A 13,414-nucleotide genomic window follows, 5' to 3' on the forward strand; every position below is an offset into this window, starting at 1 on the left:
GTTTTTCCCGTCCGGGCCGCGGTCCGGCGTTGCACGAGACACGAACGATGGCAGAAAACCCCGAAGAACAAGCCCTGGCGGACGAATGGGCTGCGGCCCTGGCCGAAGCCGGCGATGCCAGCCAGGACGACATCGATGCCCTGATGGCCCAGGGCACCTCACCGGCGGCACCCGAGGCGCCCAAGCCACCCAAGGCGCCGGTCGAGGAGTTCGGCCAGAGCAGCGGCGGTTTGACGGTGAGCGGCATGGAAGGACCCAACCTGGACGTGATCCTCGACATCCCGGTGACCATTTCCATGGAGGTCGGCCATACCGACATCTCCATCCGCAACCTGCTGCAGCTCAACCAGGGTTCGGTCATCGAACTCGACCGCCTGGCTGGCGAGCCGCTGGACGTGCTGGTGAATGGTACCCTGATCGCCCACGGTGAAGTGGTGGTGGTGAACGAGAAGTTCGGGATCCGCCTGACCGACGTCATCAGCCCCACGGAACGCATCAAGAAGCTGCGGTGATCCATGAAGAGTCTGCTATTGCCGCTGGGCCTCCTGCCCCTGACCGCGAGCGCCGCCGAAGCCACTCATCCGGGGCTGGACGTGGGTGCCCAGCTCGGGCAGCTGTTGCTCGGCCTGCTGCTGGTGATAGGCCTGATCCTCGGCCTGGCCTGGTTGGTGCGCCGGGTGCAACTGCAGGGGTCGCGTGGCCAGCAGGCGATCAAGGTGGTCTCGATCCAGCACCTGGGGCCGCGCGAGCGGCTGGTGCTGGTCCAGGTCGGCCAGGAACAGATCCTGATCGGGGTCGCGGGCGGGCGCATCACGCCACTGCATACCCTGCGCGAACCGGTACGACTGGGCGAGGCCGACCCGTCGGCACCGGAATTCGCCCAGCGCCTGCTGGAACTCATCAGCCGCGATCCCAAGGCGAAACCATGACCAGGCTGCGACTACCGGCCGGTCTCGGGCGCACCCTGGGCTGGCTGCTGGGATTCGCCGTGCTGCTGTTCGCGCCCCTGGCGCTGGCGCAGCAGGCGGGGCAGGGCAATCCACTGTCCGTCCCCGCCATCACCCTGAGCACCAACGCCCAGGGCCAGCAGGAATATTCGGTCAGCCTGCAGATCCTGCTGATCATGACGGCGCTGAGCTTCATCCCGGCGTTCGTCATGCTGATGACCAGCTTCACCCGCATCGTCATCGTCTTCGCCATCCTGCGCCAGGCGCTCGGGCTGCAGACCACGCCGTCCAACCAGGTGCTGGTGGGCATGGCGCTGTTCCTGACGTTGTTCATCATGGCGCCGGTGTTCGACCGTATCAATACCACCGCCGTGCAGCCCTATCTCAACGAGCAGCTCAGCGCCCAGGACGCCATCGGCCGGGCGCAGGTGCCGATGAAGGACTTCATGCTGGCGCAGACCCGGCAGTCGGACCTGGAGCTGTTCATGCGGCTGTCCAAGCGTACCGACATCCCCAGCGCCGACCAGGCGCCGCTGTCGATCCTGGTGCCGGCCTTCGTCACCTCCGAACTCAAGACCGCCTTCCAGATCGGCTTCATGATCTTCATTCCCTTCCTGGTCATCGACCTGGTGATCGCCAGCGTGCTGATGGCCATGGGGATGATGATGCTCTCGCCGATGATCATCTCCCTGCCGTTCAAGCTGATGCTGTTCGTCCTGGTGGATGGCTGGGCGCTGATCATGGGTACCCTGGCCAGCAGTTTCGGCACCGTCTAGCGGTGCTCCCTCGCGTGGAGAAGCGAAATGACCCCTGAAGTCGCCGTCGATCTGTTTCGCCAGGGTCTCTGGCTCACCGCACTGCTGGTAACCGTACTGGTGGTACCCAGTCTGATCGTCGGCCTGATCGTCTCCATCTTCCAGGCCGCCACCCAGATCAACGAACAGACCCTGAGCTTCCTGCCGCGCCTGATCGTCACCCTGCTGACGCTGATCGTGCTCGGGCCCTGGATGGTGCGGCAACTGATGGAGTTCATCCAGGTCACGGTGACCAACATCCCACGGCTGATCGGCTGAGCGATGCTCGAGCTCAGCAACGCCCAGATCGGCGGCTGGGTCGGCAGCTTCCTTTTTCCGCTGTTCCGCATCGCCGCGCTGCTGATGACCATGCCGATCATCAGCACCACCCTGGTCCCGGTGCGGGTGCGGATGTACCTGGCGCTGGCGCTGAGCCTGGTGCTAGTTCCCACGCTGCCGCCCATGCCCCAGGTGGACGCCATCAGCGTCCAGGCCTTGCCGCTGATCGTCGAGCAGATCCTCATCGGGGCGGTGATGGGCTTCAGCCTGCAGCTGTTCTTCCACGTCTTCGTGGTGGCGGGGCAGATCATCTCGACCCAGGCGGGCCTGAGCTTCGCGTCCATGATCGATCCGGTCAACGGTGCCTCGGCGCCAGTGATGGGGCAGTTCTTCACCATGCTGGTGACCCTGCTGTTCCTCGCCATGAACGGTCACCTGGTGGTCTTCGAGATCCTCGCGGAAAGCTTCATCACCCTGCCGGTGGGCGACACCCTGAGCGTCGAGCATTTCCGCCAGGTGGCCGGGCGCCTGGGTTGGGTACTGGGTGCGGGTATCCTGCTGGTATTGCCGGCGATCACCGCGTTGCTGGTGGTCAACATCGCCTTTGGCATCATGACCCGCGCGGCGCCCCAGTTGAATATCTTCTCCGTCGGCATGCCGCTGATCGTGGTGCTGGGCATGGTCATCGTCTGGCTCGGCACCGCCGACATCCTCTCCCACTACGAAAGTCTCGCCAGCGAGGCGCTGCAATGGCTGCGCGAACTCGCCCGAGCCCGCTAGGAGGTATGCCGCATGGCTGAATCCGATGGCGAAGACCGCACAGAAGACCCAACCGACAAACGCAAGCGTGAGTCCCGGGAGGAGGGTCAACTCCCGCGCTCACGCGAACTCGGCACCGTGGCTGTCATGCTCTCGGGGGTGGGCGGCCTGCTGATGTATGGCGCCTTTCTCGGCGGCAAGCTGCTGGAGGTGATGCGCGCCAATTTCTCCCTGCGCCGGGAAGAGGTGATGGACGAGCGCTTCATGGGTACCTTCCTGCTGGCCTCGGGCAAGGCGGCCATGCTGGGCATGGTGCCGATGATCGTCCTGGTGGTGATCGCCGCCATCGTCGGCCACATCGCCCTGGGCGGCTTCCTGTTTTCCGGCAAGGTGCTGGCACCCAAGGCGAGCCGGATGAACCCCCTGTCCGGCATCGCCCGGATGTTTTCCAAGAATTCCCTGGTGGAATTGCTCAAGGCCCTGGGCAAGTTCTGCATCATCCTCGGGGTATCCGTGCTGGTGCTGATGAGCGAGCGCACGGCCCTGCTGCAGATCGCCAAGCTGCCGCTGGAGCAGGCGCTGCTGCACAGCATGCAGGTGGTCGGGCATGCCACCCTGTTGTTGGCCCTGGGGCTGCTGATCATCGCCGCCGTGGACGTGCCCTTCCAGATCTTCAGCAACCGCAAGAAGCTGATGATGACCAAGCAGGAGATCAAGGACGAGTACAAGGACGCCGAAGGCAAGCCCGAGGTCAAGGGCAAGATCCGCCAGATGCAGCGACAGATGGCCCAGCGGCGGATGATGGCGGAGGTACCCAACGCCGACGTGGTCATCACCAACCCGACCCACTTCGCCGTGGCGCTCAAGTACGACGCGGCCAAGGGCGGGGCGCCGATCCTGGTGGCCAAGGGCAGCGACTTCACCGCCCTGAAGATCCGCGAGATCGCCCAGGAGCACAAGGTGTCGCTGCTGGAGTCGCCGGGCCTGGCCCGGGCGGTGTACTTCTCCACCGAGGTGGACCAAGAGATCCCGGCCGGTCTCTACGTGGCCGTGGCCCAGGTACTGGCCTACGTCTACCAGCTCAGGCAGTTCCGCGCCGGGCGCGGACGCAAGCCCAAGCTGGCCGATCTGCCCATCCCGTCGGACCTGCGACGGGACGAGCAGGGCAAGCCGGCTACTTGATCACGCCGCAGGCGACGCGCGCGCCGCCACCGCCCAGGGGCTTGGGCTGGTCGGAGTAGTTGTCGCCACCGGCATGGACCATCAGGGCGTGGCCCTTGAGCTCTTCCAGGCGCTTCAGGCGCGGTGCCAGTACCGGTTGGGTGGCCTGGCCGTCGGCGGTCACATAGAGCGCCGGTAGCTCACCCAGGTGGCCATCGTCCGACCAAGGGGCACTGTGCTTGCCAGTGTTGCGCGGATCGAGGTGGCCCCCCGCGGCGCCCCCCGCAGTCAGGGTGCCATTCACCTCGGCCGGACCGCAGTTGGGCTTGGTGTGCACGTGGAAGCCATGGATGCCGGGCTCCAGGCCCTTGAGGTCGGGCGTGAAGACCAGGCCGTACTTGGAGCGGGTCACCTGTACGCTGCCGACGCTTTCACCCACGCCTTCGGTGGTGACCTTGTTCAGCGGGATGGTCAGGGATTCGGCGGCCTGGGCAGTGCCTGCCAGGCAGGTGGCCAACAGCGTCGCGGTCCAGATTGTTTTCATGGTCTTGTTCCTCGGATAGGCGCGCTAGCGCGGTCCCTAGACAGACCAGTGCCTTTCTCGTGCGGTTCACCGCAGCGTCCCGGCGATCCGTTACCGGGCCTGTCGGCCCGCGTCGAAAACCTCGCTTTTTCAAGGCGTTGAGCAGTTGGCCCGGAGCTTGCTCAAGCCCTTGCGAACAGTGCGCTGCGTCAACTTTCCGTGACGACGGCACCGGCAAACGAGGAATGGGCGTGAAAGTCGACAAATCCCTGATGATGGGCAACATGCGCGGTCTGGCGCGTGGCAACCTGGGCGTGCCGCTGGCCGTCCTGGCGATGCTCGCCATGATGACCCTGCCGATGCCGCCGTTCCTGCTGGACGTGCTGTTCACCTTCAACATCGCCCTGTCGATCGTGGTCCTGCTGGTCAGCGTCTACGCCTTGCGGCCGCTGGATTTCGCCGTCTTCCCGACCATCCTGCTGGTCTCGACCCTGCTGCGCCTGGCGCTGAACGTGGCCTCCAGCCGCGTGGTGCTGCTGCACGGTCAGGACGGCCACGACGCCGCGGGCAAGGTCATCCAGGCCTTCGGCGAGGTGGTGGTCGGCGGCAACTACGTGGTCGGTGCGGTGGTCTTCGCCATCCTCATGATCATCAACTTCGTGGTGGTGACCAAGGGTGCCGGCCGTATCTCCGAGGTGTCGGCCCGTTTCACCCTGGATGCCATGCCCGGCAAGCAGATGGCCATCGACGCCGACCTCAACGCCGGCATCATCGACCAGGCCGAAGCCAAGAAGCGCCGGACCGAAGTCGGCCAGGAAGCCGACTTCTACGGCTCCATGGACGGTGCCAGCAAGTTCGTTCGCGGTGATGCCATCGCCGGCCTGCTGATCCTCTTCATCAACCTCATCGGCGGCATGGCCATCGGCATGGCCCAGCACGGTCTGCCGTTCGGCGAAGCGGCGCGCATCTACGCCCTGCTGACCATCGGTGATGGCCTGGTCGCCCAGGTCCCGTCGCTGCTGCTGTCGGTCGCCGCGGCCATCATGGTGACTCGTGTGTCTTCTTCCGAGGACATGGGGCAGCAGGTCAATCGTCAGATGTTTGCCTCGCCCAAGGCGCTGGCAGTCTCGGCCTTCATCATCATCGCCATGGGTCTGGTGCCGGGCATGCCGCACCTGCCGTTCCTCGGCCTGGGTGGCGCTGCCGCCGCCGGCGCCTGGCTGATCCACAAGCGTCAGCGCCAGGCCAAGCAGACCGCCGAGGTCGAAGCCAAGAAGCAGCAGGACCTGGCCCCCGTGCAGCGTCCCGCCGAAGCCAAGGAGCTGGGTTGGGACGACGTGACCCCGGTGGACATGGTCGGTCTGGAAGTCGGCTACCGGCTGATCCCCATGGTCGATCGCAACCAGGGTGGCCAGCTGCTGGCGCGGATCAAGGGCGTGCGCAAGAAGCTCTCCCAGGACCTGGGCTTCCTGATGCCCTCGGTCCACATCCGCGACAACCTGGATCTGCTGCCCAACGCCTATCGTCTGACTTTGATGGGTGTGAGCGTGGCCGAGGCCGAGATCTATCCCGACCGTGAGCTGGCCATCAACCCCGGTCAGGTCTATGGCACCCTCAATGGTGTGGCCGCCAAGGATCCGGCATTCGGTCTGGAGGCCGTCTGGATCGACGTCACCCAGCGCGATCAGGCCCAGTCCCTCGGCTATACCGTGGTGGACGCCAGCACCGTGGTCGCCACCCACCTCAACCAGATCCTCTTCAAGCACGCCCACGAGCTGATCGGCCACGAGGAAGTCCAGCAATTGCTGCAGGTGCTGGCCAAGAGTTCGCCCAAGCTGGCCGAGGAGCTGGTACCTGGCATCGTGTCCCTGTCGACCCTGCTCAAGATCCTCCAGCAACTGCTGCAGGAGCAGGTACCGGTCCGTGACATCCGCACCATCGCCGAAGCCATCGCCAACGTCGGTCCGCGGAGTCAAGATCCCGCCGCCATCGCGGGTGCCGTGCGGGTCGCGCTGTCCCGTGCAATCGTCCAGAACATCGTAGGAATGGAGCCTGAGCTGCCTGTTATCACCCTTGAGCCAAGGTTGGAACAGATGTTGCTAAGTAGTATGCAGAAGGCCGGTCAAGGCGCTGAGGACGGCATGTTCCTCGAACCTGGCATGGCGGAAAAACTGCAGCGTTCCCTCATCGAGGCGGCGCAGCGTCAGGAAATGATGGGTAAGCCAGTGGTGCTGCTGGTTGCTGGTGCGATCCGCGGGATGATGTCCCGCTTCGCCCGGATGGCTGCACCGAACATGAGTGTACTGGCCTACCAGGAAATTCCGGACAACAAGCAGGTCACCATCGTCGCTACCGTTGGCCAGAATGGCTGAGGTCTAGATCATGCAAGTCAAACGTTTCTTCGCCGCCGATATGCGTCAAGCCATGAAGCTGGTACGCGACGAGCTGGGCCCGGACGCCGCCATCCTCAGCAATCGTCGGGTCGCCGGCGGGGTCGAGCTGACCGCCGCGTTGGATTACCAGGCCCCGGCACCGGCTGCGCCCAACGCCGAGTTGCAGGCGGAGCTGCGCAAGACCCATGCGAAGATCGCCCAGGCCCATGCCGACCTCAGCATCCGCGCGCCGGGGGTACCCACCACCGCGCCCAAGGACAAGCAGCTGCTCGGTGCCATCAGTGCCGCCGACAGCCGTCGCGAGCCGGTGATCGCGTCGCCGCGCACGCCCCAGCCCGCAGCCGCCGCTCCGGCCGCCAGCGCCGCGCCGGACGATCGTCGCGCCCTGGATGCCATGCGCAGCGAGCTCAGCGGCCTGCGTGAACTGCTGGAAGTCCAGCTCGGTTCCATGGCCTGGACCCAGGTGCAGTCCACCCGTCCGCAGCAGGCCGGCCTCTGGCGCCGTCTGCAGCGCATGGGCCTGCCGGCCGAACTGGCCCGCCACCTGCTCGACAGCGTGGCCAAGATCCAGGACCCGCGCCATGCCTGGCGCATGTTGCTGGCCAACTTCGCCCAGTTGGCGAAGACCACCGACGCCAAGATCCTGGAGGAGGGCGGCATCGTCGCCTTCGTCGGTCCGGCCGGCATGGGCAAGACCACCTCCCTCGCCAAGCTCGCCGCCAGCTACGTGCTCAAGTACGGTCCGCAAAGCCTGGCGCTGGTCAGCATGGACAGCTTCCGCATCGGTGCCCAGGAGCAGATCAAGACCCTGGGCCGTATCCTCGACGTGCCGGTGACCCTGGTCGACCCGGGCCAGTCCCTGGCCCAGGCGCTGGCTCCGCTGGCGCGCAAGCGCCTGGTGCTGATCGATACCGCGGGCATGCCCGCCAACGATCCGGCGCTCAAGGTGCAGCTCGAAGCGCTGGCAAACCGTCAGCTGAAGATTCGCAACTACCTGGTACTCGGCGTCACCAGCCAGAGCCAGGTACTCAAGGCGGCCTACCACAGCTATCGCCGGTGCGGCCTCAGCGGCTGCGTGCTGACCAAGCTGGACGAAGCCGCCAGCCTCGGCGAGGCCTTGGGCCTGGCCATCAGCCAGCGCCTGCCGGTGGCCTACATCGCCGACGGTCCGCGTATCCCGGACGACCTGCATCCGGCGCGCAGCCACCAGCTGGTGAGCCGTGCGGTGAGCCTGCAGGCGCCCGAGGAGCCGAGCGAAGAAACCATGGCGGGCATGTTCGCCGGCCTGTATCAAAACGCCGCCCGCCGCGCCGGCTAGCGCAGACGAACGGTATACGTGCATCGCATGCCTGGGCACGCCAAATGCACTTGGTCTAAAGTGTGACGGATTTCAATCAAAGGTATCAGGCAATGGGTAGCATGCATCCCGTCCAAGTCATAGCGGTCACGGGCGGTAAAGGCGGTGTCGGCAAGACCAACGTGTCGGTCAACCTGGCCTTGGCCCTGGCCGATATCGGGCGGCGCGTCATGCTGCTCGACGCCGACCTGGGCCTTGCCAACATCGACGTTCTCCTGGGCCTGTCGCCCAAGCGTACCCTGGCCGATGTCATCTCCGGCGAGTGCGAGCTGCGCGACGTGCTGCTGCAAGGTCCCGGTGGCATTCGCATCGTCCCGGCGGCCTCGGGCACCCAGGCGATGGTCAACCTCACGCCGGCCCAGCACGCCGGTCTGATCCAGGCCTTCAGCGACATCAGCGAGAACCTCGACGTGCTCATCGTCGATACCGCTGCCGGCATCGGCGACCAGGTGGTCAGCTTCGTTCGCGCTGCCCAGGAAGTCCTGGTGGTGGTGTGCGACGAACCCACCTCCATCACCGATGCCTACGCCCTGATCAAGCTGCTCAATCGCGACCATGGCGTCACCCGTTTCCGGGTGCTGGCGAACATGGCGCTGACGCCCCAGGAAGGTCGCAATCTCTTTGCTAAGCTGACCAAGGTGACCGACAGGTTCCTGGATGTCGCCCTGCAATACGTGGGCGCCATTCCGTTCGATGAAGCGGTGCGCAAGGCCGTACAGAAACAGCGCCCCGTGTTCGAAGCGTTCCCCCGTGCCAAGGCCTCGCTGGCCTTCCGCGCGGTCGCACAGAAAGTCGATGGCTGGCCGCTGCCGGCCAACCCGCGCGGACACCTCGAGTTTTTCGTCGAGCGCCTCGTGCAACCAGCCACCGGTACCCACGCATGACAGCATCCAGCGGGCTTCGCATGTACAGCAAAACTTCCGAACGGACCGAGCAGGAGCAACTCATCAACCGCTACGCGCCGTTGGTGAAACGCATCGCCTACCACCTCCTGGCACGGTTGCCCGCCAGCGTGCAGGTCGAAGACCTGATGCAGGCCGGCATGATCGGCCTGCTGGAGGCCTCACGCAAATACGACTCCGGCAAGGGGGCGAGCTTCGAGACCTACGCCGGCATCCGCATCCGCGGCGCCATGCTCGACGAGGTGCGCAAAGGCGACTGGGCGCCGCGTTCGGTCCATCGCAACACGCGCATGGTCACCGACGCCATTCGTGCGGTAGAAGCGCGCACCGGTCGCGACGCTAAAGATTCCGAAGTCGCGGCCGAACTTAAATTGAGTCTGGATGAGTACTACGGCATCCTTGGCGACACCATGGGGAGTCGCCTGTTCAGCTTCGACGACCTCATGGAGGGTGGTGAGCATGGACTCGAGGAGAGCGGTTCGCATGAACTCGAACCCGGTCGCGGCTTGGAAGACCAGCGCTTCCGCAAGGCCCTGGCCGACGCCATCGCCAATCTTCCGGAACGCGAACGTCTGGTGCTCTCGCTGTATTACGACGAGGAACTCAACCTCAAGGAAATCGGCGAGGTACTGGGGGTGAGCGAGTCCCGGGTCTGCCAGCTACATAGTCAATGCGCGGCGCGCCTGCGGGCTCGGCTGGCGGAGTGGCGTTCGCGTTAACGGGCTGGTACTCAGGCTACTACGATTGCTTAGGCGCGCTTTAGGGCGTGTGTGCGGATTAGGACGGAGGTCGACTTGGACAAGAACATGAAAATCCTCATCGTGGACGATTTTTCCACGATGAGACGGATCATCAAGAATTTGCTGCGTGATCTGGGATTCACCAATACCGCCGAAGCAGACGACGGCAACACCGCACTGCCGATGCTGCAGAGTGGCAACTTCGATTTTCTCGTCACCGACTGGAACATGCCCGGCATGACCGGCATCGACCTGCTGCGTCACGTCCGTGCCGATGCACGCCTGAAGACGCTGCCGGTGCTGATGGTAACCGCCGAAGCCAAACGCGAGCAGATCATCGAGGCCGCTCAGGCCGGAGTGAACGGCTACGTCGTGAAGCCTTTCACCGCCCAGGTGCTGAAAGAAAAGATCGACAAGATCTTCGAGCGGGTGAACGGCTGAAGAAAGCCGCGGGGACGTTATGGATCAGCTTGGCACCAACAGCTTCAGCGACTTCGAGTCGAATCTAAAACAGCACGCCCAAGAATTGGTGAAATGCCTGGAGAGCGGTGATTTCGCCCAGGCCGTGCACCTCATCAATGAACTCAATCAGCTTCGCGACCGTGGTCTTTACCAGGAAGTCGGCAAGCTGACCCGCGAACTGCACAACGCCATCGTCAACTTCGAGATCGATCCGCGCGGCATGGCCGGCGAGGAAGTCTCCCAGATCAGCGATGCCACCGATCGTCTCTCCTACGTCGTGAAGATGACCGAGAACGCCGCCAACCGGACCATGGATCTGGTGGAGGAGAGCGCGCCGCTGGTGGGCAACTTCGGCGACGAGGCGCGGGCGGTCCACGCCGAGTGGAAGAAGTTCATGCGCCGTGAGATGGGCCCGGACGAATTCCGCGAGCTCGCCAAGCGGGTGGACGCCTTCCTCAGCCACAGCGAGAGCAGTGCCGAACAATTGTCGGCCAAGCTCAACGACATCCTCCTCGCGCAGGACTACCAAGATCTCACTGGGCAGGTGATCAAGCGGGTGGTCAATCTCGTCGGGCAGATCGAGAAAGACCTGGTCAAGCTGGTGATGATGGCCAGCCAGGTCGACCGCTACACCGGCTTCAGCCACGATCACACCGCATTGATCGAGCAAAACCGAAAAGAAAAGACGATGAAGGGTGAAGGTCCGCAGATTCATGCCGATAAGCGTGAAGACGTCGTGGCCGCTCAGGTCGACGTCGACGATCTTCTATCCAGTCTGGGCTTCTGACCCAGACCCTCTTGGGGAGTGCAGGAATGAGCTTCGACGCCGATGAAGAAATCCTCCAGGATTTCCTGGTTGAGGCCGGCGAGATTCTCGAACAGTTGTCTGAACAATTGGTCGAGCTGGAAAGCCGCCCGGACGACATGGATTTGCTGAACGCCATCTTCCGTGGCTTCCATACCGTCAAAGGCGGTGCCGGATTCCTGCAGCTCCATACGCTGGTCGAGTGCTGCCATATCGCGGAAAACGTATTCGACATCCTGCGCAAGGGCGAACGCCGCGTGGATGCCGAGCTGATGGACGTGGTGCTGCAAGCCCTGGATTCCGTCAACGAAATGTTCAGTCGAGTGCGTGAGCGGGAGGAGCCCCAGCCGGCTTCGCCCGAGTTGCTCGCTGCCCTGGCTCGTCTGGCCGAGCCAGCGGGCAGTGCGCCCGCTGCCGCGCCTGAGCCGGTGGCCGCCGCTCCCGTCGTGGCGCCGGCACCTCCGCCCGTGGCAGCCGAGGCTGCCGAGCCGGAACTGAGCGACGCCGACTTCCAGAATCTGCTCGACGCCCTGGGCGACGAGCCGAGCGCCGAGCGTGCGCCCGACGTGGCAGCGCCCAGCGCCGCCGGTGGTGAAGACATCACCGACGACGAATTCGAAGCCCTCCTCGATCAGCTGCACGGCAAGGGCAAGTTCAGCGAAGCGCCGGCTCCTGCGCCTGCCGCGACCGCGGCTGCGCCAGCACCCGCTGCCGCCGCTGGCGACGACATCTCCGACGATGAATTCGAAGCCCTGCTCGACGAATTGCATGGCAAGGGCAAGTTCGCTACTGCCGAGGCGCCTGCGCCAGCGGCGACGGCCACGCCAGCCGCGGCTTCCGGTGACGAGATCACCGATGACGAATTCGAATCTTTGCTCGACGAATTGCACGGCAAGGGCAAGTTCAGTGGCCCCGCCGTGGCCGCAGAGCCGGTAGCGCCACCCGTGGCCGCTGCCGCGCCCAAGCCGACGCCGGCTCCCGCCCCCGTGGCGAAACCGGCACCGGTCGCGGCCGAAGCCGCCCCTATCCGCGCCGAGCCGCCCAAGCCTGCCGCACCGGCGCCTGCCGCGGCGGCCGGGGAGCGCCCCACCAGCGAGGCGGAAACCACCGTCCGGGTCGATACCGCACGGCTGGACGAGATCATGAACATGGTCGGCGAGCTGGTGCTGGTGCGTAACCGCCTGGTGCGCCTGGGCCTGAACAGTGGCGACGAGGCCATGGCCAAGGCCGTGTCCAACCTCGACGTGGTCACCGCCGATTTGCAGACCTCGGTCATGAAGACCCGGATGCAGCCGATCAAGAAGGTGTTCGGCCGCTTCCCGCGCCTGGTCCGCGACCTGGCACGCAGCCTGAAGAAAGAGATCAACCTGGAACTGGTCGGGGAAGAGACCGACCTGGACAAGAACCTGGTCGAGGCCTTGGCCGATCCGCTGGTCCACTTGGTGCGCAACGCCGTCGACCATGGCATCGAAGGTCCAGCCGAGCGTGAAGAGAATGGCAAGTCCCGCGCCGGTCGCGTGGTGCTCTCCGCCGAGCAGGAAGGCGATCACATCCTCCTGTCGATCTCCGACGACGGCAAGGGCATGGACGCGGACCTGCTGCGCAACAAGGCGGTGGAAAAGGGCCTGCTCGATCGCGACGCGGCCGATCGCCTGACCGAGACGGAGTGCTTCAACCTGATCTTCGCCCCGGGCTTCTCCACCAAGGCCGAGATTTCCGACATCTCCGGGCGCGGTGTGGGCATGGACGTGGTCAAGACCAAGATCAGCCAGCTCAACGGCACCCTCAACGTCTACTCCACCAAGGGCCAGGGCTCCAAGATCGTCATCAAGGTGCCTCTGACCCTGGCGATCATGCCGACGCTGATGGTGATGCTGGGCAACCAGGCCTTCGCCTTCCCGCTGGTCAACGTCAACGAGATCTTCCATCTCGACCTGTCCCGCACCAACGTGGTGGACGGTCAGGAAGTGGTGGTGGTGCGCGACAAGGCGCTGCCGCTGTTCTACCTCAAGCGCTGGCTGGTGCCCGATGCGGACCATGTCGAGCAGGGCGAGGGGCACGTGGTGATCCTCTCGGTCGGTACTCAGCGGATCGGCTTCGTGGTCGATCAACTGGTGGGCCAGGAAGAGGTCGTCATCAAGCCGCTGGGCAAGATGCTGCAAGGCACGCCCGGCATGTCCGGCGCCACCATCACCGGCGATGGCCGCATCGCGCTCATCCTCGATGTGCCCAGCATGCTCAAGCGTTACGCCCGTCGCGGGCTTTGAGCCGACACGGCACGAGCGGCGCCGG

Annotated in this window: 14 protein-coding genes; 13 read left to right on the forward strand and 1 reads right to left on the reverse strand. The window is 64.8% G+C overall.

Annotated elements, in window-relative coordinates:
• Positions 1-47 precede the first annotated feature (47 nt).
• The 6 genes from fliN to flhB are packed head-to-tail and all read left to right on the forward strand — an operon-like array spanning position 48 to position 3,961.
• Positions 48-512, forward strand: a complete 465-nt coding sequence (gene fliN, locus AR540_RS05760) for a flagellar motor switch protein FliN (protein WP_059226860.1) — start codon at positions 48-50, stop codon at positions 510-512.
• A 3-nt stretch (positions 513-515) separates the two neighbouring features.
• Positions 516-929, forward strand: coding sequence for a flagellar biosynthetic protein FliO (fliO, locus tag AR540_RS05765; protein WP_059226861.1), 414 nt, complete (start codon positions 516-518; stop codon positions 927-929).
• Complete coding sequence (gene fliP / locus AR540_RS05770; protein WP_059226862.1) at positions 926-1,723, forward strand: flagellar type III secretion system pore protein FliP; 798 nt, start codon at positions 926-928, stop codon at positions 1,721-1,723. Before fliO ends, fliP begins: the two co-directional genes overlap by 4 nt.
• Positions 1,724-1,750: 27 nt before the next feature.
• Entirely contained in the window at positions 1,751-2,020 is a 270-nt protein-coding gene (gene fliQ / locus AR540_RS05775) for a flagellar biosynthesis protein FliQ (protein ID WP_059226863.1), read from the forward strand.
• A gap of 3 nt (positions 2,021-2,023) precedes the next feature.
• Positions 2,024-2,800: a flagellar biosynthetic protein FliR gene (fliR, locus tag AR540_RS05780; RefSeq protein ID WP_059226864.1), complete on the forward strand. Its 777-nt coding sequence runs from the start codon at positions 2,024-2,026 to the stop codon at positions 2,798-2,800.
• Positions 2,801-2,812: 12 nt separating this feature from the next.
• The gene (flhB, locus tag AR540_RS05785) at positions 2,813-3,961 is read left to right on the forward strand and encodes a flagellar biosynthesis protein FlhB (RefSeq protein WP_059226865.1); all 1,149 of its coding nucleotides are present in this window, start codon (positions 2,813-2,815) and stop codon (positions 3,959-3,961) included.
• On the opposite strand, the gene sodC is transcribed toward flhB, so the two are convergent.
• Positions 3,954-4,484, reverse strand: a complete 531-nt coding sequence (gene sodC / locus AR540_RS05790) for a superoxide dismutase family protein (RefSeq protein WP_059226866.1) — start codon at positions 4,482-4,484, stop codon at positions 3,954-3,956. The genes flhB and sodC overlap by 8 nt on opposite strands.
• A gap of 224 nt (positions 4,485-4,708) precedes the next feature.
• Between sodC and flhA the strand changes: the two genes are divergently transcribed.
• The 7 genes from flhA (at position 4,709) to AR540_RS05825 (ending at position 13,389) form a co-directional block, all read left to right on the forward strand.
• Complete coding sequence (flhA, locus tag AR540_RS05795; RefSeq protein ID WP_059226867.1) at positions 4,709-6,835, forward strand: flagellar biosynthesis protein FlhA; 2,127 nt, start codon at positions 4,709-4,711, stop codon at positions 6,833-6,835.
• Between the two features lie 10 nt (positions 6,836-6,845).
• Positions 6,846-8,174: a flagellar biosynthesis protein FlhF gene (gene flhF, locus AR540_RS05800; protein WP_059226868.1), complete on the forward strand. Its 1,329-nt coding sequence runs from the start codon at positions 6,846-6,848 to the stop codon at positions 8,172-8,174.
• A 92-nt stretch (positions 8,175-8,266) separates the two neighbouring features.
• A complete protein-coding gene (gene fleN, locus AR540_RS05805; protein WP_059226869.1) occupies positions 8,267-9,097 on the forward strand; it encodes a flagellar synthesis regulator FleN in 831 nt (276 codons plus the stop codon).
• The gene (gene fliA, locus AR540_RS05810; RefSeq protein ID WP_153014171.1) at positions 9,094-9,834 is read left to right on the forward strand and encodes an RNA polymerase sigma factor FliA; all 741 of its coding nucleotides are present in this window, start codon (positions 9,094-9,096) and stop codon (positions 9,832-9,834) included. Before fleN ends, fliA begins: the two co-directional genes overlap by 4 nt.
• Positions 9,835-9,921: 87 nt before the next feature.
• Complete coding sequence (locus tag AR540_RS05815; RefSeq protein ID WP_177339191.1) at positions 9,922-10,296, forward strand: chemotaxis response regulator CheY; 375 nt, start codon at positions 9,922-9,924, stop codon at positions 10,294-10,296.
• Between the two features lie 19 nt (positions 10,297-10,315).
• Positions 10,316-11,104: a protein phosphatase CheZ gene (locus tag AR540_RS05820; protein ID WP_059226872.1), complete on the forward strand. Its 789-nt coding sequence runs from the start codon at positions 10,316-10,318 to the stop codon at positions 11,102-11,104.
• A gap of 26 nt (positions 11,105-11,130) precedes the next feature.
• A complete protein-coding gene (locus tag AR540_RS05825) occupies positions 11,131-13,389 on the forward strand; it encodes a chemotaxis protein CheA (protein WP_059226873.1) in 2,259 nt (752 codons plus the stop codon).
• Positions 13,390-13,414 lie beyond the last annotated feature (25 nt).

The sequence above is a fragment of the Pseudomonas sp. EpS/L25 genome (assembly GCF_001512295.1).
Lineage (GTDB): Bacteria > Pseudomonadota > Gammaproteobacteria > Pseudomonadales > Pseudomonadaceae > Chryseomonas.